This is a genomic window from Pacificibacter maritimus, assembly GCF_003814915.1.
Lineage (GTDB): Bacteria > Pseudomonadota > Alphaproteobacteria > Rhodobacterales > Rhodobacteraceae > Celeribacter > Celeribacter maritimus.
The window spans coordinates 874,484-896,271 of sequence record NZ_RKQK01000001.1; the positions used below are offsets into that span (position 1 = coordinate 874,484).

The following is a 21,788-nucleotide window of genomic DNA, read 5'->3' on the forward strand; positions in this document are numbered from 1 at the left end:
TCCTACCCTTCCAAAATCTGTGTTGCGGCTGCGATTGCATCGTCAGCCCCTGAAATATCTTTTCCGCCGCCTTGCGCCATGCTTGGACGACCACCGCCGCCCTTGCCGCCCAAGGGCGTCACAGCAGCTTTTAAGATATCAACAGCTGAGACACGATCGGTCAAGTCATCGGTGACGCCCGTGGCGATCGCCACTTTACCATCATCATCAGAAATCAACAAAACCGCACCCGACCCAAGGTTGTCTTTATGCGCGTCAATCAAGCCACGCAGATCTTTGCCACTCACACCAGAGAGCACTTGAGCAACGAATTTAATGCCATTGATTTCAACAACTTCAGCAGCACTATCACCTGACATCGCCAATTCTTTTTTCAGATTTGCGACCTCTTGCTCAAGACGTTTGCGTTCCTCAGAAAGCGCTTTCACACGGTCCACAACACCCGCGATTGGGGTTTTCAACAGACCTGCAATTTGCGTGCCGCGATCGGCCTCAGCCGCCAAATGATCCAAAGCCGCCTGCCCTGTCAAAGCTTCCACACGGCGCACCCCAGCAGATGACGCTTGATCGCCTAAAATCACACAAGCGCCGATGTCGCCTGTGCGCTTGACGTGGATACCGCCACACAGTTCAAGCGAATAGGTTTTGCCATCAACGCCCTTGCCCGTTTCGGCCATGCCCATGGACACCACGCGCACTTCGTCGCCGTATTTTTCGCCGAACTGTGCTTGTGCGCCGATAGCGCGCGCATCGTCAGGTGTCATAATGCGCGTTTCAACGGCTGTGTTTTGGCGAATAAAGCCATTTACGTCGCTTTGAACCTTAGCCAATTCTTCAGCGCTGAGACCTTTGTTATGTGAAAAGTCAAAACGCAAACGATCAGGTGCATTTAATGACCCACGTTGTGCAACATGATCGCCCAAAGTGACACGTAAGGCTTCGTGCAACAAATGTGTCGCAGAGTGATTGGCGCGGATATGCGCACGGCGCGCACCGTCGACGATCAATTCAGCGGCTTTGCCTGTCTCAAGCGTGCCTTCGATCACGGTCGCAATGTGAATAAAAACGCCCGCAACTTTTTTGGTGTCCGTGACCTTGGCAACGGCACCAGCCACGCGAATTGTGCCGCTATCACCAACCTGACCACCGCTTTCACCATAGAAAGGCGTTTGGTTCACAACGATTGACACATCAGCGCCCGTCGCCACCGACTGCACACAGGCGCCATCTTGGACCAAAGCCAAAACCTGACCTTCGGCAACTTCGGTGTCGTAGCCTAAGAATTCGGTAACACCATGTTCTTCTGCAATCTCAAACCAAATCGTCGCATCGGCCGTGGCGCCAGAGCCAGACCATGCAGCCCGCGCTTTGGCTTTTTGATCGGCCATTGCGCTATCAAAACCGTCTGTATCGACCTCAAGGCCTTTTTCCCGCAAAGCGTCTTGCGTCAAATCGAGTGGGAAACCGTAAGTATCATAGAGTTTGAACGCAGATTCACCTGGCAGTTTTGCGCCGTCTGGCAAACCACCCAGTTCATCTTCAAGCAAACGCAAACCGCGATCCAGCGTGGTTTTAAAACGGGTTTCTTCGTGCTTTAGGGTTTCTTCAATCATCGCCTGACCAGAACGCAATTCAGGATAGGCATCGCCCATCTGTTTGACCAAAGATGGAACAAGCTGGTGCATTACAGGATCTTTTGCGCCCAAAAGATGCGCATGACGCATGGCGCGGCGCATGATACGGCGCAAAACGTACCCACGCCCCTCGTTGGATGGCATCACACCATCAGCAATCAAGAAAGATGTTGAGCGCAGGTGGTCCGCAATGACGCGGTGATGCACGTTTTGATCGCCAAAGGGATCGGTTGATGTGGCATGGGCTGAGGCTTCGATCAGCGCCTTCATCATGTCTGTATCGTAGTTATCATGACTGCCCTGAAGCAAGGCCGCGATCCGCTCTAGCCCCATGCCAGTGTCAATGGATTGCATATCGAGGTCGATCATTGACCCATCTGCGAACTTTTCGTTTTGCATAAAAACGAGGTTCCAGATTTCAATGAAACGGTCACCGTCTTCTTCTGGTGAGCCGGGAGGGCCGCCCCAGATATGGTCACCGTGGTCATAGAAGATCTCGGTACAAGGCCCACATGGCCCCGTATCGCCCATTTGCCAGAAGTTATCGGATGTGGCGATGCGGATGATGCGCTCTTCAGGCACACCGAGTTTTTTCCAAATGTCATAGGCTTCATCGTCTGTGTGATAGACAGTCACGGACAGTTTTTCGGCGGGGATACCGAATTCTTTGGTAATCAAGTTCCAAGCGAAAGGGATCGCCTCGTGTTTGAAGTAATCGCCAAAGGAAAAGTTGCCGAGCATTTCGAAAAACGTGTGGTGTCGCGCTGTATAGCCCACATTATCAAGGTCATTATGTTTTCCCCCCGCCCGCACACATTTTTGCGCCGAAGTTGCGCGCACATAATCGCGTTTTTCTAATCCCGTGAAACAGTTTTTAAACTGAACCATGCCTGAGTTTGTAAACATCAAGGTCGGATCATTGCGGGGCACAAGAGGAGAACTGTCCACAACGGTGTGGTCATTTTTCTCGAAGTAATTCAAAAAGGTGGAGCGAATGTCGTTGACGCTTGGCATGTGGGACTCTTCCGGCAGACTGAATTGCGATTGTTTCCAACGGGTTTACCCAAGCAACACAGGGCTGTCCATGCCAAGCTGACTTGTGAGGTGTAAAACCCCAAAGAATAAGGGCCACAGCGTTACCGCCATGGCCCCTAAAAATGCGAATTTTATGATCTATTCGTCGTCAAGCACGTCTGATTTGTCATCAAGCTTGCCTGCGGCCACGTCCATATCAAATTCCAACCCATGCGACGCACGGATCTTATCTTCGATTTCCAGTGCCATATGCGGGTTATCACGTAAAAATTTCTTAGCGTTCTCACGACCTTGCCCAATGCGGTCATCACCGTAGGAATACCAAGACCCAGACTTATCAACGACACCACCTTTGACACCAAGATCCAAAAGCTCACCCGTTTTGGAGATACCTTTGCCATACATGATGTCAAATTCGACCACTTTAAACGGCGGAGACACTTTGTTTTTCACAACTTTTACGCGTGTCTCATTCCCAACGATCTCATCGCGGTCCTTGATTGACCCGATGCGGCGAATATCAAGACGCACAGATGAATAGAATTTCAAAGCATTGCCGCCTGATGTCGTCTCAGGTGATCCAAACATGACACCGATTTTCATCCGAATTTGGTTGATGAAAATCACGGTACATTTGGATTTATTAATTGAACCAGTCAGCTTGCGCATCGCTTGAGACATCAAGCGCGCCTGCACACCAACAGAACTATCGCCCATGTCACCTTCAAGTTCGGACTTGGGCGTCAAGGCAGCAACAGAATCGACCACGACCATGGACACGGCGCCAGAGCGCACCAAAGTGTCTACGATCTCAAGTGCTTGCTCGCCCGTGTCAGGCTGCGAAATCAGCAATTCGTCGAGATCGACCCCCAGGTTTTTGGCGTAGATCGGATCAAGCGCATGTTCAGCATCGACAAAAGCACATACGCCGCCTTTTTTCTGTTCTTCCGCCACACAGTGCAGTGTCAGCGTGGTTTTACCAGAGCTTTCAGGGCCGTAGATTTCGACAATGCGGCCCTTGGGAATCCCGCCAATGCCAAGGGCAATATCAAGCCCCAAAGATCCAGTCGATGTGGATTCGATTTCTTGGGGCGGATTGTCCGCGCCCATTTTCATGATAGAGCCCTTGCCAAATTGGCGTTCGATTTGGGCCAACGCGCTATCAAGCGCCTTTTGTTTGTCGCTGTCTTTTTTTGTCATCTCTGCCGCCGTCGCCATTTGTTCAATTCCTTATCACACACACCAGAACCCGCGGCAATGACTGCCTGCACATGGTTCAAGTGGATTGCTCGTGTTCGCCTCTTGTTCTTGTTAACTATATGAGACCAAAAGGAGAACATATCAATGATTTTTTTGATAATTTACGATTATTCGGTAAGGTTAATATTTGGTTGAAAGCTGATCATGCGACAGGTTCAATTAATGCTTTTCAATAGAACTGCATCAAAAGTAACTGATAATACGTCATAATTCACATACAGGCACGCAGCCCAATATAAGAGTTCTAATGCAATTGTTCTTGTACGGTGGTTGTCAGCTCTGACAACGAGAACGGTTTTGGCAAGAATACAGAGTTAGGAATGCGCGCCTGCTGTTCCGTAAAGTGATCCTCGGCATATCCAGATACGAAAACCACCTTGACGTTTGGACGCAATTTAAGCGCCTCTGAGACCCAAGTCGGACCATCCATGCCAGGCATAATGACATCACTGACAAACAGATCCACCTGAAGATTTGGATCGGAGAGGGTTTCAAGCGCTTCTTCAGCACAATCTGCTTCAAGCACCGTGTAGCCGCGCATGCGCAAGGCGCGTGATGCGAAAGCACGCACAGGGGCTTCGTCTTCGACGAGCAGAACCACACCTGACCCACGCTCGCTATGGCTAGCTTGTGCTTCGATGACAGGTGGCAAAGTTTCGACGATTGCCTCCGCCTGTGCAGTATGTGCAGGCAAATAGATTGAAAATGAGGTGCCAGATCCCACAACAGAATCGACAAAAATAAACCCGCCCGTTTGTTTGATGATGCCGTATACCGTGGAGAGCCCCAAACCCGTCCCCTCACCTGTGCGCTTGGTGGTAAAGAATGGTTCAAAGATTTTTTGTAAGCGCTCTGGCGGAATACCAACGCCTTGATCAGTCACTTTGACCATCACATATTCGCCTTCTGGCACGGCAGCCCTATCGCGCACATAAGGGGTGGTCAGGATTTCATTGCGGGTTTCGATCTTAACTTCACCACCCGTGGCCATAGCATCACGCGCGTTTACAACTAAGTTCATAATCACTTGTTCGAGCTGACGCTTATCGACACGGATCGGCAAAAGACCGATGTCATGCGCCAATGTAAGCGTGACCTTTTCCCCCACGAGACGGTTTAGCAAATGGGTGAGATCAGCAAGGGTATCACGCAGATCTATCACTTCGGGTTTTAAGGTTTGCTTGCGAGAAAAGGCCAACAATTGCCCGACCAGTGAGGCAGCACGATTGGCGTTTTGATGAATTTGAACAAGATCGCCGTAATCTGGATCAGCGCGGTCATGACGCAAAAGAAGTAGATCACAATGCCCCGAGATTGCTGTCAGTAAGTTATTGAAATCATGGGCAACCCCACCCGCAAGCTGGCCAATCGCTTGCATTTTTTGGCTTTGCACGAATTGTGCTTCAAGAGACTTCAACTCTGTCGCATCCGAGAGCACAGCAATCAATTCGACAGCGTCTTTACCCTCAATACGGTTCAAAGAAACTTGTAAAAATGTGTCATTCTTTGAATGAGACGCACGGACAAATTCGGGTTTTCGCGCTCGTCCCAAGGCGACATCAGACACCCAATCCACAACAGAGCGCCCCAAGCCTTCGACAACATCGCCAAGGCCCATCTCTTCGGTCTGCGTCACGGCTAAAATTTCGCGTGCGGGGCGATTAGACTGTAAAATACTACCGTCCAAACCAATGCGCAGCAATGCTACAGGCAGGGCATCGAAAGCATCCCAGTCATTCACATTCGGCGCCGTTTCAGGGATGAAATAGACCTCGCGATGGCCCGCATCCGTATCGAAAATAGCCGTGCGCGCGTAGACACGCCCCTCAAGCCCTGCCAAAACATGCACATCACCTGACCGAAGCGGTAAATCATTAACGATACGATCCAACTGCACATCCCGCGGGCCAATAATGCGCTTCAAAGCATCGTTTACTGCGAGCGTTGTTCCCGTTTTTGACAGGGTAAGCATGGGTATTTCAATATCAGCAATGCCTGACGCCGTCCCGCGATCAGCAATATCTTCGAGCCGCCACAGGAACACGTCTTCACCGACAAGGTTGACAGAAAGTCGCATATGTCCTTGTCGCAGGATCACATCTTCACTGTCAGCCCCTTTCGCCAAGGCGCGAGATTGCATGCGTGCGAGCATTGCTTTTGGAGCGGCAAAAAAGGTTTCAAGGGCGGTGTGTAGACTTTGCCCAGTACGACCATCGAAACGCTTTACGGCCGCCGTATTTTCGTACCCGATAATTCCATCAGCATCCGTTGTAAAAGAAGGAACCGCATCATGTTCAACAAATCCTGCAATTGACGCGAAGACCCGTTTGCGCAGTGCTTTGTGACGCCATTCGATACAAAGGATGATCAACGCCACCCAAAGCATCACAGCACCAAAACCAAGTGCCATAAGGCCGAGTTGCGGATGGGGAAACATGACGGATGCAAAACAAAACAACACGCCCGACAGACCTATTTTTAAAAGGTTCGGCGACAAACGCTGTGCAAGCTTTGTGAATTTTCCAGCTTTTAATACACCGACTGACATCGATCCCCCTTAGCGCCTGCTATACGCCAATTAGATTTGGTTCAAAGTGCACATAAATTGGTTTACAGCACTTTAATACATTGGGGAAAATAATAGGGTTAGGTCAACTCTCCGTAAAGTTGCATTGCAAAACTTAACTCACCTTTTGGGAATTTCATGCATTTTTAATCAAAACCGCGACATAAAAACCATCCCCGCCCTCAAGCGGTGTGATCAAACGCTCGGTTGAGAGTGTAAAGTCGCTGTTTTGCAACAAGAAAGCCTTGATTTGGGCGGTGTTTTCAATTTCGAATAATGAACAGGTTGCATAGGCCAAAATGCCACCTTTCGCGACCAAAGGTGCAGCCTCTTGCAGAATGTTAGCTTGGATTTTAGTGAGCGTCGCCAAGCGCTCAGGCGTTAACTGCCATTTGGCTTGCGGCGCACGCGCCCAAGATCCAGCCCCCGAACAGGGCGCATCGCAGAGCACCAAATCATAGTCTGCGGCCAAATCTTTGGTGGTGGCGGTTTGAATAGACACGCCTGCGCGATCAGCGCGCGGCGCAATGTCTTGCATGCGTGCAGGGTCAATATCATGTGCCGTGATGGTGATATCGGCCTTGGCAGCCATGGCCAAAGATTTGCCCCCACCGCCCGCACAATAATCCAAGACGCGCATGTCAGCAGCAAGAGGCAATGCATCAACCAAAGCCTGTGACCCCGCATCTTGCAATTCGACCAATCCGTCAAGATATGCCTGCGAACGTGCGACAGCACGGCCGCCTTTGGTCACTTGCAAAGCTGTGGCAGAGAGTGCATGTGGCGTGGTTTCAATGACATCCGCAAGCAATGCATCTTGCGCCCCTGCGACTGATGCCTTGCCTGTATTGACCCGCAAGAACACGGGCGCGCGATGACGGGTGCTGGCCAAAATTGCATCTGCATCCGCACCAAGTGCTGCATCATAGAGGGGCAATATCCAGTTGGGGCAATCAAGCTGCACAGCGCGTGGAGCTTGTCCCAGATCGGGCAAGGCCTGTTCTGCGTCACTTAGAGGACTGGGAGCGAAACGTGCCTCGCAAAACATCGTATCTAGAGGCACATCGGTCGCCCGCAACAGCCCAATCATCAATTGACGCCCAGTGGGAGGTGTTTCATCACCATCACCAAAGCCTGTTACGCCCCCTGCTCCGCCCAACCATGAATATGACCGCAAGCAACGCAGAGCATCAAACACGTAATCGCGGATGGCTGCACGATCTTTAGACCCTGCAAAACGGTGGCCACGGGCCCAAGTCGTCAAAACGCGTTCAGCACTTTCGCCTGCCATGACGTCATCCAGAATTTCAATCGCAGCCGAAACACGTGCAACAGGGGTCATAGCAAAATCCATTAAAGTCAGAGGTAGAATGAAAAACGGGGGCCGAAGCCCCCGCGGTAAAATCGTTTAACCCACGCGGTAGTTGGGACTTTCACGCGTGATTTGCACATCGTGGACATGGCTTTCTTTCAAACCCGCGCCTGTGATTTTCACAAAGCTACAGTCTTTGCGCATCTGTGCAACAGTCGCGCAGCCCGTGTAGCCCATAGATGCGCGCAAGCCACCAACCAATTGGTGAATCACAGCACCAGCACCACCTTTATAAGCCACTTGGCCCTCAATGCCTTCGGGAACAAGCTTGTCAGAGGCAGCATCTTTTTGGAAATAGCGATCCGCAGAGCCGCGTGCCATAGCGCCCATTGAGCCCATGCCACGGTAGGCTTTAAAAGAACGCCCTTGGTACAAGATCACTTCGCCAGGGCTTTCATCCGTGCCCGCAATCATTGATCCGACCATGGCACAAGACGCGCCAGCTGCGATGGCTTTGGCAAAATCACCAGAGAATTTAATGCCACCATCCGCAATAATCGGCACATCGCCTGCAGCTTTCGCACAATCCATGATCGCGGTCAGTTGGGGCACCCCAACACCTGCAACCATACGCGTTGTGCAGATTGAACCAGGTCCGATGCCGACTTTTACAGCGTCTGCGCCAGCGTCGATCAAAGCTTTCGTCGCAGCAGCAGTTGCCACGTTTCCCGCGATGATTTGGACTTTGTCGCCAAAAGCTTTCTTGGCGCGGGCCACCGCATCCAAAACGCCTTGCGAATGGCCGTGAGCTGTATCGATCACGATCACATCCACGCCTGCATCAACCAAGGCTTCAGAGCGTTCAAAACCGCTATCGCCAACAGAAGTCGCAGCCGCAACGCGCAAACGACCAAGATCGTCTTTGCAAGCGGATGGGTTCAAAACCGTCGTTTCAGTGTCTTTCAAGGTCAAAAGACCTGTGAGCTTGCCGTCATTGTCAGTGACCAAAAGCTTTTCGATACGGCGCGCTTTCATCAAAGAAATCGCTTCTTCTCGGTCGGCTGGTTCTTGCAAAATCGCCAAATCTTTTGAGGTCATCACCTGAGACACAGGCATATCAGGCGATGTGGCGAAACGCATATCGCGGTTGGTCACGATGCCAACGACGCGGCCAGAGGCATCCACCACAGGAAAGCCTGTGAATTTGTAACGATCGGTCAATTCCTGCGCGTCTTTGATGGTTTGATCCGCGGTCAAAGTGATCGGATTGTAAACAATCCCACTTTCAAAGCGTTTGACGCGGCGCACTTCATTGGATTGTTCCAGAACATTCAAGTTCTTGTGGATCACACCCATGCCACCCATCTGCGCGATGGCGATTGCCATACGAGATTCTGTGACTGTGTCCATTGCGGACGACAAAAGCGGTATATTCAATTTGATCGATTTGGTCACATAAGTCGATGTGTCAGCAGTAGACGGCAAAACGCTGGACGCAGCTGGTACAAGCAAAACATCATCGAAAGTGAGGGCCTCACGAATCTCCATATGGTCTCTCCATGGGTGATACGGTTTGGCACGTTTATCTGTCACGTATAGGGCAAAAGGGAAAGCGCAAAGTGCAATTCCTATCAGAAAAACCTCAGATCATAGCCCGAGGTTTATTATACAACCGATGCCTTGGTTATTTTTGCCAAGCTGCCCTTCATCCACATCTGCATAACTTTTAAGGCGATATAGCTGACAACAAGCGTGGCCAAGACCAATTCAATGCCTCCAACAAATTGAAACGGCACAGGCTGAATTTGCGCGACCATGAACATCAAATTGGCAAATGCAGCCAGCGGAAAGGTGAATGCGCCCCAAAGCGGCGAAAACCCAGATTTGGTCAAATAGCGCAGCCCCGAAAGGCAGATCAGCAACCCCGTCAGCCCGATCCAACCAAACGCGGCACCGACGTCTTCATACCCCAACAAAACGCTGACAATTCCAAACAGCGCGACAGGTGCCATATGAATTGCCAGCAAAGGGCGCAAAGGCGCAGGCACGCCCGCACGCATGAATTGCAAAGCCGAGATCAGCCAGATCGCCACAGCAATCGGCAAGGTTGTCGCGTAAATAAACTCACTCAACCCCAACCATCCCAAAGGCACAGCAGCCACAGGGGCAATGATGAAGCCAACAAAACTGAGGTGCCACACAGGGGTCACGCGACGTTGCTCACTCGGGCCTTGCAACAAGGCGCGTATGATAATCACAGCCCCTCCCGCATGCCCCAAAAGCCCGCCGACCAAAACAATTTGAGCCCCCAATGTCCAATAGGGCACCAAAGTAGCCGCAAATAAAAACATCGCAGCCGTCATAGCTGACATCCCTGCCCGCCCTGGCAAAATTTTAGCGTCATCCAGCAAGGCAGTGGGACGGCGCAGGACTTTGGCTTTGTAAGCAATGCCTGCAAAAATATAAAGCAAGCTCACCCCCCCAAGGATCATTTCTCCGATCCAGACGGGCGCGCCGAGTTGTATGGCTGCTGCGCGCCATGCCAAACCAATACCAAACAGTCCTAAAATTGGTGGGAAAATTGCCAAGGGCGTGGCGCGCCAAAAACCTTTTGGCGCTGTATTGATGGGTTTGGGGGGCAGTTTATGCGCTGTTGGCCGTGTCATATGGGATCCTATTTGCCGCACTCAATAGCTATCACCCGCACCGTTTCAACGCTAGCACAGTGTTGTCGCAAACACAGGGATAAGGCCCTGTGAAAGACCCCAAGGCAGATAAAAAAGGCCGCCCAGAAGGCGGCCCTTTCACATCCGATTTAGACGAAAGCACTTATTTGCGCATGCTCACGCCGTCAGCAAACAGGTGCACCTTTTCTGGCGCCGCTGTCAGACTGATCTGCTGGCCTCGCAGACCTTTGTGAATACCGATCAACTTGGCAATCACAGGGTCTTCGCCGCGCTCAGATTCAAAGTAAACTAGGGTCACTTCGCCCAAGGCTTCGGTGAATTTCACAGTGCCGTTGACGATGCCCGTGCCTTCGACCACATGCATATCTTCGGGGCGCGCACCCACATTGACTTGACGCCCCATGTCTTCTGCTTCGGTTGGAATGGCAGAAATAGCGATGCCGCCGCCCGCCAGTGTGACCGTGGTCTGAGCACCTGTGCCCGTGATTTCACCAGGGATGAGGTTCATCGATGGTGAGCCGATAAATTGCGCGACAAATTCATTGTCTGGACGCTCGTACAGATCCAAAGGTGATCCCACTTGTGCGATGCCTTTGTTGGCCAAAACAACAATGCGATCAGCCAAGGTCATGGCCTCGACTTGGTCGTGGGTCACATAGACCATGGTGCTGTTTGGCATAGCTTCTTTAAGCTGCGCGATCTCGATACGTGTTGCCACACGCAAAGCCGCATCCAAGTTGGACAGGGGTTCATCGAACAAATAGACTTTGGGGTCACGTACAATCGCACGGCCAATAGCAACACGTTGACGTTGACCGCCAGACAGGGCTTTGGGCAGGCGATCAAGATAGTCATCCAATTGCAAAATCTTCGCAGCATTTGAGACAGCTGCGTCGATTTCGGCTTGGGATTTCTTGGCGATTTTCATTGCAAAGGCCATGTTGTCGCGCACGGTCATATGCGGATAAAGCGCATAGGATTGAAACACCATCGCGATGCCGCGCTGCGCGGGTGGCACGTCATTCATTTTCACGCCATCAATTTCAAACAGACCGCCTGTGATCTTTTCAAGCCCTGCAATCATACGCAGCAGGGTGGATTTGCCACAGCCCGAAGGGCCAACGAAAACAACCAATTCGCCAGTTTTGATATCAAGATTGATGTCTTTGAGCACCTCAACCTTACCACCATAGGTTTTTGAGACACCTGTCAGTTTTAGTTCAGCCATGTTGATCCCATCCCTCTTATGTCAAATCGCGTTGCAGCAAGCATACCTGCCACGGGCCCAAAGTCACTGTGCCACCATCGACTGCGACCGTTTTTAGAGCTGTGTCCACGGCAGTCCAATCGCCTGATGGCGCGGTCAATGTTGCTGTTTCATCAGACATGTTGAACGCACAATAGATTTCACTGTCTGCGTTTGAACGTGTAAACACCAGACAATTTTGATCGACACTCAACGGTGTTGAAGCCCCTGATTTCAAAGCAGCGTTATTTTGGCGCAGGGCAATGGCGTGACGGTAATGCGCCAAAATTGCGCTGTCATCGCCTTCCAAGTCGGCCACTGTGGTTTTCAAATGCTCAGAACTTACGGGCAACCAAGGTTTATCTGCATCAGAGAAGCCTCCATTCTGGTTGGTCTTTTCCCAAACCATCGGCGTGCGACAGCCATCGCGGCCTTTGAATTCTGGCCAGAATTCGATGCCGTAGGGGTCTTGCAAATCCTCAAAGGCCACATCGGCTTCGGGCAGCCCCAATTCTTCGCCTTGATAGATACAAGCCGACCCTTTGAGACACATCATCAAGGTCGTGAAGCACCGCATCGCGTCGTCATTTAGTCCCCAGCGGGTCGGATGACGCACAACATCATGGTTGGAATAGGCCCAGCAAGCCCAGCCTTCGCTGGCGACTTTTTCAACGTGATCCATGACATCTTTGATGTAATCGGCTGACGGTTTATCGCCAGACAGCAATTCAAAAGCGTAACACATATGCATCAAGTCATCGCCCTTGGTGTATTGACCAAGGATTTCCAAACCACGTTGCGCATCGCCCACTTCGCCCACGGCTGCTGCGTTATAGGGCTGCATGACAGCGCGCAGTTTGCGTAAGAATTCCACATTCTTGGGGTGGTTTTTCGAATAAACGTGCTCTTGCCAGTTGTAAGGGTTCACAGCGGGCGCGATGTTTGAATTGCGTTTTTCGACAGGCAAAACAGGGTTATCGCGAAGCTCTTCGTCATGCATGTAGAAATTGATCGTATCCAGACGGAAACCATCAACACCGCGCTCTAACCAGAACTTAGCCACATCCAGCATTGCCGTTTGCACAGCAGGTTCATGGAAGTTGAGATCAGGCTGTGAGGTCAAGAAGTTGTGCAGGTAATATTGCATACGCCCTGCATCCCAGTGCCAAGCTGGTCCGCCAAAGATAGATAGCCAATTGTTGGGCGGTGTGCCATCAGGTTTTGCATCCGCCCAGACATACCAATTGGATTTATCATTTGGCGTGGCCGCTCGGCTTTCAGCAAACCAAGGGTGTTGGTCAGACGTATGCGACATCACCAGATCGATCAGAACTTTCACGCCATTGGCATGAGCCGCTTCAATCACTGCATCAAAATCGCTGAGCGCGCCAAACATCGGATCGACATCACAGTAGTCAGACACATCATAGCCAAAGTCTTTCATTGGCGATGTGAAGAAAGGCGAAATCCAAATAGCATCGACCCCAAGGGAGGCAATATAGGGCAAGCGTTTCACGATACCTGCAAGATCGCCAATGCCGTCCCCTGTGCTGTCTTGAAACGAGCGCGGGTAGATTTGGTAGATCACAGCACCACGCCACCAATCAGGATCACGGGTGAATGTTGTAGGAGTAGGAGCGTTCATATTCAAAGACTTCTCTTATTTAACTGAGCCGGCCAGCAAGCCGCGCACAAGGTATTTTTGCATTGCGAAGAACACGATCAGCGGCACCGTTATTGAAATAAAGGCTGCTGTCGCAAGAATTTCCCAGTTACCGCCTTTGGATCCCAAAAGCTCAATAATCTGGCGTGTCATGACTGTTGTGTCGCCTGAACTGTCGATCAAGAACACCAGTGCCACCAAGAGATCATTCCATGTCCAAAGGAACTGGAAAATCGCGAAAGAGGCGAGTGCTGGGAAAGACAAAGGCAGGATGATTTTTACGAAAATTTGAAATTCAGTTGCCCCATCCACGCGGGCGTTTTCGATAATGTCCTTTGGCAGGCCGACCATATAATTGCGCAGCAAATAGATCGCCAAAGGCAGGCCAAATCCCGTATGCGCCAGCCAGACCCCCAGATAGCCTTTGCCGATACCAACACCTAAGTGCAGCTTTAGCAAAGGGATCAGGGCCAGCTGCAACGGTACAACCAAAAGCCCAACAACGAAGGCCACCAAAAGTGCGCGCCCAGGAAAGTCCATCCAAGCCAGAGCGTAGGCCGCGAAAGCCGCGATCAGGATCGGAATGATCGTTGCAGGGATCGACACTGTCAGCGTGTTGATAAAAGCCTTGCCCATAGAAGATGAGCTAGAATTCGAGAACAAAACATTACGGTAGTTATCCAGCGAAAAGCTGGGCGGGCTGACGGCTGTCATAAAGACACGCTGGCCACGTGATCCAGAAAATTCAGATTGATTTTCAAAGCGATAGTCACCGTTCGCTTGGATGGTCAAAAGACCTTTATCGCCCAAATCCGCAGTTTCGCCTGCTGAATAGGCATCAATTTCACGCGATGATGTACCCCAAACAGAAACCACGCCATCGGCCGCATCGCCCAATTCAAACAGGTTGCCTTCAAGCACGTAGACGCCGTCGATGAACTCTTGCGCATCAGGACGCTCAGTTCGAATGACCAAGTTTTGCTCTTGTGGGAACAGGGATTTCCACCAGCCAGTCGTGGCGATCTGATCCGCCGATCGAAAAGACGACACCAGCAATCCGACTGTTGGCAACAACCATAAGACCACCAAAACAACGACCGAAATATGGACAGCCCATGTGAGGGATGACTTTTGACCTGCAATATTATCCATTCGCCTGCCCCTATCGCATTTCTTTGCGCGCGTTGCGCACATTCCAAACCAAGATCGGTGAGACCATCAGCATGATGATCATCGCAGCCGCCGATCCAACACCCCAATCTGAGGCGCGGAATAATTTATCATACATGTAATTGGCCAAGACCTGCGTTTCCCATTGCCCGTTTGTCATAGCAAAAACGATATCAAACACTTTCAGCACTGTGATGGTGATTGTGGTCCAAACAACAACGACAGTTGTCATGATCTGAGGCATCTTGATTTTGAAGAAAATCTGAAACGGGTTGGCCCCATCGACGATCGCGGCTTCTACTGTTTCTTCGGGGACTCCGCGCAAAGCGGCAGATAGGATCACCATAGCGAAACCCGTCTGAATCCAGATCAAAACCGCCATCAAGAAAAAGTTGTTCCAAAATGGCATAGTCAACCAAGTTTGGGGCGTATCGCCGCCAAAGAAAATATAGACCGCATTCAAAATACCGATCTGATCCGCCCCCTCTGGGCGCGCATCATAGACCAGTTTCCAGATCACAGAGGCACCGACCATAGAAATCGCCATCGGCATAAAAATCAAAGACTTAGCAAGTGCGCCCCATTTGATCCGATCTGTAAGCTGCGCAACCAAAAGTCCAAAGATCGTCGACATAGCGGGAACGACCAAGAGCCACAAAAAGTTGTTGCTGAGTGCTTCCCAGAATTTTTCTTCCGAAAACATCTGACTGTAATTGGCAAAGCCTACGAAGGCACCATCAAGTTTGCGGTCTGTCAAAGATAGACGCAGCGTTTCGACCACAGGATAGGCCAAGTATAAAGACAAAGCCGCAAGTGCTGGAAACAAAAACAACCAAGGGCGCACCAAATTGGCACGATTGATATTTCGCCCAGCGTGCACGCCGCGCGCTGGAAACAGCACCTTGTCGAGAACAATGTTCGAAAAGTAGAAATAGCCGACACAGCCCCCTACTCCGAATATGATGGTCACAAGACCTTGAATGGCTGGATGCATAATCCCCTCCCGACAGCGTGGCTTCGTGCAACGCTTCGTTTCAATCTAAATTTGGTCAACCACGGATGATTGTAACACGAAAAAAGCAGTCTGGCGCATGGCCGTCTCGCTTTTTTCGAAATACAACAATGGACTGTGAAAACCTGCAATGTCGTGATGGGCAAAACATGCACCGACCACAGAATAGAACAGGGCAACCCAGATAATCTGGATTGCCCCAATTGATTTAGCTTACTTCAAAGAGTCCCATGAAGATTGGATGCCAGTTGCAACTTCGCCAGCGTCTTTGCCACCAGCGTAGTCAACCATACCAGTCCAGAATGAACCCGCACCAACACCACCAGGCATCAAGTCAGAACCATCAAAGCGGAATGTTGTCGCATTCAACAGAATTTCATTCATCGCGCGCTCTGAATCGCTAGAGAACTTGGATGTGTCAACGCCTTTGTGTGGTGTCAAGAAACCGCCAGCTTCCATCCAGATTTCATGTGCAGCAGGGTCGCGCATGAATTCAACAAGCGCTTGTGCACCTTCAGACGGGTTGGTGATGGCAAGCAATGTACCCGCACCCAAGACTGGGTTGCCCAGCTCTTTGTCTGCGTAGGATGGGAAGTAGAAGAAATCTGCATCTTCGCCGACCTGTGTGCCTTCAGGGAAGAAGGCTGGAATGAAAGACGCCTGACGGTGCATGTAGCACTGAGGTGGTGACGCGAACAAACCTTTAGGGCTGTCACGGAAATCGGTGGATGCAACAGCACCCGCACCGCCTGCAACATAATCGTCGTTCAAAGCAAATGCGCCAAATTCTTCGATGGCTGCAACAATGCGCGGATCGTCGAATTTGATTTCGTTGCTCACCCAGCCGTCGTAGACATCAGGCGTTTGAGTGCGTAGCAAAAGATCTTCGACCCAATCGGTCGCAGGCCAACCTGTTGCCGCGCCTGATCCTAGACCAAGACACCAAGGTGTGCCGCCATCTGCAACGATTTGATCGTTAAGTGCTTTGAGATCTTCCATAGTCTCTGGCACTTCATAGCCTGCGTCTTCGAAGTTTTCAGGCGAGTACCAAACGAGGGATTTCAGATCCACTCGGAAGAACATGCCGTACAGGTTTTCGTTGCCGTCTTGGTCGGCAAAGGTTGCAAGATCAACCCATGACTGGCCAGCAGCATAGTTTTCTGCAACCCACTCAGCTGTACCCTCTTTCAACGGCGTCAAGAAACCGCGTGATGCAAGGTCGGCCGCAAGGCCAGGCTGAGGGAAAATAGAAATGTTGGCAGCTGAACCTGCTTCAGCATCAATGATGATCTGCTGCTCAAAGCTGTCTGAACCGACGTATTTTACCGTTGCTCCAGTTTGTTCTTCGAAGACGTCAAAAATAGATTCAATCACGTCTGACTCAGGTGTGAGCCATGTGCCGAATACTGTGATTGTTTCGCCTGACAGATCCTGTGCGGATACTGAACCAGCGACGATGGCAGCCAAAGCTGCACCAGTCCAAAGTGACTTTTTCATATAAAACCTCCCAGTTTCACTACCCTCTTCGGGCATATAATTACCGACTCGCCAGCTTGAGCTGAAACAACTCAAAGCGCTTTGGTAGTTTCAATCTGCACCAAAACTCAAAACCATGTCAAGGCAAACACTGTATTTGAGACGCACTTTGCCCTTAAGTTTATGACATTATTCAGCGCCGGCTAAACTTATGACACCACCGTACGGGGTTTACTTCATATGTAAACAGCCGTTAATCTGCGCTTCACTCACAGCGTTTTGGAGAGACGTTTGCTATGAACCTCAAAGAGTTATCAAAAATCCTGAATCTGTCCCAAACCACGGTCAGCAGGGCTTTAAACGGTTATCCAGAAGTGTCAGAAGCCACGCGAAATCGCGTCAATGCGGCGGCGCGCAAATATCATTATATCCCCAATACGCGCGCTCAGGGATTGGCAACGGGGCGCACCCATGCTGTGGGTCACGTGATTCCGATGTCGACGAAGCATGAGGTGGTAAATCCCGTTTTTACAGACTTTGTCGCAGGAGCCTCTGAAGTTTATTCGCGCGAAAACTACGACATGCACTTAACGATTGTTCCTGACACTGGAGAGGAGCACGCCTATCGTAAAATCGCGGCCAAAGGATCAGTTGACGGCGTTATCGTGCATGGTCCCGTCAAAAATGATCCTCGTATCAATTTGCTGAAAACCATCGGAATGCCTTTCGTGGTTCATGGCCGCTCAAAAGGTGATGATTCAAATGACTACACATGGGTCGATATGAACAACATCCGTGCCTTCGAACGCGCGACACAGTTTTTGATCGACCTCGGCCACAAAAGGATCGCCTTGCTGAACGGCTTGATCGGGATGGATTTTGCGGACCGTAGGTTAACTGGACACCTTAAAGCATTGAAAGCTAACGGGATACCAGAAGACAAAGCCCTCTGCTTTAGCGATGAGATGACCGAAGATTACGGGTATGTGGCAACCATGACCGCAATGCAACAAGGCAATCCGCCAACGGCCTTTTTGGCTTCCTCCATCATTGTTGGGATCGGGATAAGGCGGGCCTGTAGCGAACTCGGACTCACATTTGGAAAAGAGGTCTCTTTGATCGTTCACGATGATGAATTATCCTATTTTCGCAACGGAACCACAGAACCTATTTATACAGCCACAAGATCTTCGGTGCGCCAAGCAGGGCACATCTGCGCACAGCTGTTGATGGATCAAATCGCTGATCCAACCTTGCCACCGCGCCATGTTTTGTTGGAGGCCGAACTGATTATCGGCAACACCACGGGCCCTGCCCCACAGACCCCAAATGCTCCAAAACCGAGCTAAACTGAACGCAAATTTCATGAAAATAATTTGCCATCCAAAGCGCTACGGGTAACACTGAGCGCAGCAGGATGCGATTTACTGACATTTCAACACAAGTTTACTCTGATCACTGGATTTATATTTTTGACTCTGATACGGCTGCGCCAACTTAAGTTAGCGCTAGCAGCACTACAGAGATAAGCCTGCGTGCCATGATGTGCGCACCTTAAATGGGAGAGACCAATGACCCTAACGCGTAAAGATTTTCCTTCGGGGTTTCAGTTTGGCGCAGCAACTGCAGCCTATCAAATCGAAGGTAGCGGTTTTGGCGGCGCAGGTCCGTCTCACTGGGATAGTTTTGCCGCGACGCCCGGCAATGTTGTAAGGGCCGAAACAGGCGCGGTTGCATGTGATCATTACCATCGGTTCAACGAAGATTTCGATCTGCTACAGCAAGGCAATTTCGATGCCTACAGGTTTTCCACCTCTTGGTCTCGCGTGCTTCCCGAAGGTCGCGGCACCGTAAATCAAGAAGGTTTGGACTATTATGATCGCTTGACAGACGCGCTTTTGGAACGCGGATTAAAGCCGTATCAGACCTTGTATCATTGGGAAATGCCTGCGGCCCTGTCAGATCTCGGCGGCTGGACAAACCCAGATGTCCACAATTGGTTTGGCGATTACACAGAGATTATCGATGCGCGTATCGGCGATCGGATGGAAGGTATCGCCACAATCAACGAACCATGGTGTACGGCCTATCTATCTCATTTTCTTGGCATCCATGCGCCGGGCCTGCGTGACATTCGCGCGACAGCCCGCGCCATGCATCATGTCATGAAAGCCCATGGCGAGGCGATGACGCGCCTGCGCGCAAAGGGGCGTAAAAACTTGGGCATCGCTCTTAATTTTGAATATGCAAACCCAGCTTCGAATTCCGCACAAGATCTGGCTGCAGCCGCAACTGAGGATGCGATCTACAATCGTTGGTTTATCGAGGCCATGACCAAAGGCACCTATCCAAAAGAGGCACTGGAAGGCTTTGAACCCCATATGCCTAAAGGGTGGCAAGATGACCTAAAAACCCATATCCATCAACCGCTTGACTGGCTTGGCGTCAATTATTACACACGCAAAAATCATGCGCATGATGAACAGGCCTCCGCTTGGCCTGCCACCCGTCCAGTCCAAGGCCACCGCGAGACCACGCAGATGGGTTGGGAAGTCTATCCAGAAGGTTTACATCACTTTCTCACCCGCATGAAAAATGACTATGTGGGTGATCTGCCGATTTATGTCACAGAAAATGGCATGGCATGGGAGGATCGTGTAAAAGACGGTAGCGTCAATGATCCCGAACGGATCGCCTTTATTCAACGTCACCTCGGCGCGATGAAGCAAGCCATCGATGATGGCGTTAATCTAAACGGCTTCTTTTATTGGTCTTTGCTCGACAATTATGAATGGGCTGAAGGCTATGACAAACGGTTCGGCATCGTACATGTTGACTTTGAGACCCTAGAACGCACCCCAAAAGCATCCTATGAGATGCTCAAGCAAGCCTTGAAAAGAACCTAAAATGACAAAGCATCCAGATAACACTCTTTCTCTCGTTGCAGATATCGGCGGCACAAACACCCGTGTGGCCTTGGCGGATGGCACAAAATTGCTGCCAAACACTGTGCGCCGTTATCAAAATGCGCGCTACCCTGGCTTGGAAACAGTATTGCGCCAATATATTTCAGAAGAAGGTAATGTCGATTGCAAGGGCGCATGTGTGGCCATCGCAGGCCTCGTGCGCGATGGGGTTGGCACCATGACCAACCTCGATTGGACCATTGATCGTGACACATTGCTACGCGCTACCAATGCAGAAAATGCATCTATTCTTAATGACTTACAGGCGCAAGGTCATGCTTTGGGTCACATTCCAGAATCCAACCTGCTTTCCATCACTCCTGCACAATCTTCGACACCGATCTCACCCAATGCGGTCCGGTTGGTCATCGGCGTAGGCACAGGGTTCAACGCAGCCCCTGTGTATGAGACAGCGAATGGGCGATTTGTTGCACCGTCTGAATCAGGCCACGCCAACTTGCCGATCCGCAATGAGAAAGAGCTGGATCTGTGTAGATTCGTTGAAAACGCGCATGGGTTTCCAGCCGTCGAAGATGTCTTGTCAGGGCGCGGTTTGGAACGCGTCTATGTGTTTTTAGGCATGCAAGCTGATGATCCACAGGAAAAATCAGCCGCAGATATTATGAAATCGGTAGAGCTTGGAAATGACCCACGCGCGGATGAAACCGTTGAAGTTTTTGTCAAAATTCTGGGAACGGTTGCAGGCAATCTTTCATTGATCCAATTGCCATTTGGTGGTGTCTTTTTGGTCGGCGGTGTCGCACGCGCCATGGCGCCCTACCTCGACCGATTTGATTTCGCCACAGCCTTTCGTGATAAGGGCCGTTTTGCGGGGTTCATGCAGAACTTTAGTGTGAGCGTGATCGAAGATGACTACGCAGCCCTGACAGGCTGCGCTTCGCATCTTCAAAGCATTTCCACCTAACCCACTTAAACCACATCGTTTTAAAGATCATTTAGCCCCAGCTTTTTAAGTTGGGGCTTTTTTCTGTGACATTTTTTTGCCTGCCGTAACCTCGTCTTAACGGACCACCCGTTACACAGACTCCAACGTTCGGCTCTGTAAGGGATTTAAAATGACATTCACACAACGGTTCACGGGAGGGGCACAATGACAGTTCAAGTGCAACTTCACGATCGTCTCGATTATCAATCCGTAGGCCCCTTGCTCACAGAGCTACGCGAGATTGATGACCCCGAACTTATTATCGATGCAGCACAAGTGCGCCACCTCAGTGCGCAATCTCTGCAAATTTTGCTCAGTGCAATCAAAACACGTCATGGCGCAGGACAAATAACACGCGTCATAAATGCATCTGAGGGCTGTATCGATCTGCTTAGCCTATTCGGATTCACCGTTGAAAACTTTACACAACCGGAGACTTGGACATGAGCCTTGAAGTCCTTGCTGTCGATGACAGCCGCACTATGCGCGATATGCTTAATCTTGCCCTTTCATCTGCTGGATTCACGACTCATTTAGCAGAAGATGGCGTGCATGGACTAGAAGTTCTCAGCAACATCGAACCCGACGTTATTATCACAGATATCAACATGCCCCGCATGGACGGGTTTGGCTTTATGGATGCAGTGCGTTCAGAAGAAAAATGGGGCAAAATTCCTATTCTCGTTTTGACCACTGAAAGTGCCGATGAACTCAAAGCCAAAGCCCGCGCGGCTGGCGCAACGGGCTGGATCGTCAAGCCTTTTGATCCTGCGAAATTGGTCAAAGCCCTTCAGATGGTTACGGGATAGGAGATC

Annotated in this window: 16 protein-coding genes; 5 read left to right on the forward strand and 11 right to left on the reverse strand. The window is 50.7% G+C overall.

The genetic code is table 11. The annotated features are described in order from the left end of the window. Window positions 1-2 precede the first annotated feature (2 nt). The 11 genes from alaS to EDD53_RS04105 all read right to left on the reverse strand — a co-directional run bounded on the left by alaS (window position 3) and on the right by EDD53_RS04105 (window position 17,082). Window positions 3-2,648 carry an alanine--tRNA ligase gene (alaS, locus tag EDD53_RS04055; RefSeq protein ID WP_123791894.1) on the reverse strand — a complete coding sequence of 882 codons (2,646 nt, stop codon included), beginning with the start codon at window positions 2,646-2,648 and terminating at the stop codon, window positions 3-5. Between the two features lie 159 nt (window positions 2,649-2,807). Continuing rightward, entirely contained in the window at window positions 2,808-3,887 is a 1,080-nt protein-coding gene (gene recA, locus EDD53_RS04060; protein ID WP_123791895.1) for a recombinase RecA, read from the reverse strand. Between the two features lie 286 nt (window positions 3,888-4,173). Beyond that, complete coding sequence (locus tag EDD53_RS04065; RefSeq protein WP_123791896.1) at window positions 4,174-6,477, reverse strand: ATP-binding protein; 2,304 nt, start codon at window positions 6,475-6,477, stop codon at window positions 4,174-4,176. Between the two features lie 154 nt (window positions 6,478-6,631). Then, window positions 6,632-7,837, reverse strand: coding sequence for an RsmB/NOP family class I SAM-dependent RNA methyltransferase (locus tag EDD53_RS04070; RefSeq protein WP_123791897.1), 1,206 nt, complete (start codon window positions 7,835-7,837; stop codon window positions 6,632-6,634). A 66-nt stretch (window positions 7,838-7,903) separates the two neighbouring features. After that, entirely contained in the window at window positions 7,904-9,355 is a 1,452-nt protein-coding gene (gene guaB / locus EDD53_RS04075; protein WP_123791898.1) for an IMP dehydrogenase, read from the reverse strand. A gap of 116 nt (window positions 9,356-9,471) precedes the next feature. Next, window positions 9,472-10,473, reverse strand: a complete 1,002-nt coding sequence (locus EDD53_RS04080) for a TDT family transporter (protein WP_123791899.1) — start codon at window positions 10,471-10,473, stop codon at window positions 9,472-9,474. Between the two features lie 163 nt (window positions 10,474-10,636). Continuing rightward, complete coding sequence (locus EDD53_RS04085; protein WP_123791900.1) at window positions 10,637-11,722, reverse strand: ABC transporter ATP-binding protein; 1,086 nt, start codon at window positions 11,720-11,722, stop codon at window positions 10,637-10,639. A gap of 16 nt (window positions 11,723-11,738) precedes the next feature. After that, window positions 11,739-13,385: an alpha-amylase family glycosyl hydrolase gene (locus tag EDD53_RS04090; protein WP_123791901.1), complete on the reverse strand. Its 1,647-nt coding sequence runs from the start codon at window positions 13,383-13,385 to the stop codon at window positions 11,739-11,741. A gap of 15 nt (window positions 13,386-13,400) precedes the next feature. Continuing rightward, window positions 13,401-14,555 carry a carbohydrate ABC transporter permease gene (locus tag EDD53_RS04095; protein ID WP_123791902.1) on the reverse strand — a complete coding sequence of 385 codons (1,155 nt, stop codon included), beginning with the start codon at window positions 14,553-14,555 and terminating at the stop codon, window positions 13,401-13,403. 10 nt (window positions 14,556-14,565) lie between these two features. Next, window positions 14,566-15,567 carry a carbohydrate ABC transporter permease gene (locus EDD53_RS04100; protein WP_123791903.1) on the reverse strand — a complete coding sequence of 334 codons (1,002 nt, stop codon included), beginning with the start codon at window positions 15,565-15,567 and terminating at the stop codon, window positions 14,566-14,568. Between the two features lie 231 nt (window positions 15,568-15,798). Continuing rightward, on the reverse strand, window positions 15,799-17,082 hold the full coding sequence (locus tag EDD53_RS04105; RefSeq protein WP_123791904.1) for an ABC transporter substrate-binding protein: 1,284 nt from the start codon (window positions 17,080-17,082) through the stop codon (window positions 15,799-15,801). 275 nt (window positions 17,083-17,357) lie between these two features. On the opposite strand from EDD53_RS04105, the gene EDD53_RS04110 reads away from it, so the two are divergent. The 5 genes from EDD53_RS04110 (at window position 17,358) to EDD53_RS04130 (ending at window position 21,782) form a co-directional block, all read left to right on the forward strand. After that, window positions 17,358-18,410: a substrate-binding domain-containing protein gene (locus tag EDD53_RS04110; protein WP_123791905.1), complete on the forward strand. Its 1,053-nt coding sequence runs from the start codon at window positions 17,358-17,360 to the stop codon at window positions 18,408-18,410. A 222-nt stretch (window positions 18,411-18,632) separates the two neighbouring features. Beyond that, window positions 18,633-19,967 (forward strand): GH1 family beta-glucosidase, encoded by a 1,335-nt coding sequence (locus EDD53_RS04115; RefSeq protein WP_123791906.1) that lies wholly within the window; start codon window positions 18,633-18,635, stop codon window positions 19,965-19,967. A 1-nt stretch (window position 19,968) separates the two neighbouring features. After that, window positions 19,969-20,952 carry a glucokinase gene (locus EDD53_RS04120; RefSeq protein ID WP_123791907.1) on the forward strand — a complete coding sequence of 328 codons (984 nt, stop codon included), beginning with the start codon at window positions 19,969-19,971 and terminating at the stop codon, window positions 20,950-20,952. A gap of 186 nt (window positions 20,953-21,138) precedes the next feature. Next, window positions 21,139-21,420, forward strand: coding sequence for an STAS domain-containing protein (locus EDD53_RS04125; protein WP_123791908.1), 282 nt, complete (start codon window positions 21,139-21,141; stop codon window positions 21,418-21,420). Further along, the gene (locus tag EDD53_RS04130) at window positions 21,417-21,782 is read left to right on the forward strand and encodes a response regulator (protein WP_123791909.1); all 366 of its coding nucleotides are present in this window, start codon (window positions 21,417-21,419) and stop codon (window positions 21,780-21,782) included. Before EDD53_RS04125 ends, EDD53_RS04130 begins: the two co-directional genes overlap by 4 nt. Window positions 21,783-21,788: the final 6 nt, after the last annotated feature.

What these genes read in the sequence shown, in the direction of transcription:
- EDD53_RS04100 (WP_123791903.1), bottom strand. Translation starts at nt 15,567, where the DNA reads ATGCATCCAGCCATTCAAGGTCTTGTGACCATCATATTCGGAGTAGGG.
- EDD53_RS04065 (WP_123791896.1), bottom strand. Translation starts at nt 6,477, where the DNA reads ATGTCAGTCGGTGTATTAAAAGCTGGAAAATTCACAAAGCTTGCACAG.
- EDD53_RS04070 (WP_123791897.1), bottom strand. Translation starts at nt 7,837, where the DNA reads ATGACCCCTGTTGCACGTGTTTCGGCTGCGATTGAAATTCTGGATGAC.
- EDD53_RS04090 (WP_123791901.1), bottom strand. Translation starts at nt 13,385, where the DNA reads ATGAACGCTCCTACTCCTACAACATTCACCCGTGATCCTGATTGGTGG.
- EDD53_RS04120 (WP_123791907.1), top strand. Translation starts at nt 19,969, where the DNA reads ATGACAAAGCATCCAGATAACACTCTTTCTCTCGTTGCAGATATCGGC.
- EDD53_RS04105 (WP_123791904.1), bottom strand. Translation starts at nt 17,082, where the DNA reads ATGAAAAAGTCACTTTGGACTGGTGCAGCTTTGGCTGCCATCGTCGCT.
- recA (WP_123791895.1), bottom strand. Translation starts at nt 3,887, where the DNA reads ATGGCGACGGCGGCAGAGATGACAAAAAAAGACAGCGACAAACAAAAG.
- EDD53_RS04095 (WP_123791902.1), bottom strand. Translation starts at nt 14,555, where the DNA reads ATGGATAATATTGCAGGTCAAAAGTCATCCCTCACATGGGCTGTCCAT.
- EDD53_RS04125 (WP_123791908.1), top strand. Translation starts at nt 21,139, where the DNA reads ATGACAGTTCAAGTGCAACTTCACGATCGTCTCGATTATCAATCCGTA.
- EDD53_RS04130 (WP_123791909.1), top strand. Translation starts at nt 21,417, where the DNA reads ATGAGCCTTGAAGTCCTTGCTGTCGATGACAGCCGCACTATGCGCGAT.
- guaB (WP_123791898.1), bottom strand. Translation starts at nt 9,355, where the DNA reads ATGGAGATTCGTGAGGCCCTCACTTTCGATGATGTTTTGCTTGTACCA.
- EDD53_RS04085 (WP_123791900.1), bottom strand. Translation starts at nt 11,722, where the DNA reads ATGGCTGAACTAAAACTGACAGGTGTCTCAAAAACCTATGGTGGTAAG.
- EDD53_RS04110 (WP_123791905.1), top strand. Translation starts at nt 17,358, where the DNA reads ATGAACCTCAAAGAGTTATCAAAAATCCTGAATCTGTCCCAAACCACG.
- EDD53_RS04115 (WP_123791906.1), top strand. Translation starts at nt 18,633, where the DNA reads ATGACCCTAACGCGTAAAGATTTTCCTTCGGGGTTTCAGTTTGGCGCA.
- alaS (WP_123791894.1), bottom strand. Translation starts at nt 2,648, where the DNA reads ATGCCAAGCGTCAACGACATTCGCTCCACCTTTTTGAATTACTTCGAG.
- EDD53_RS04080 (WP_123791899.1), bottom strand. Translation starts at nt 10,473, where the DNA reads ATGACACGGCCAACAGCGCATAAACTGCCCCCCAAACCCATCAATACA.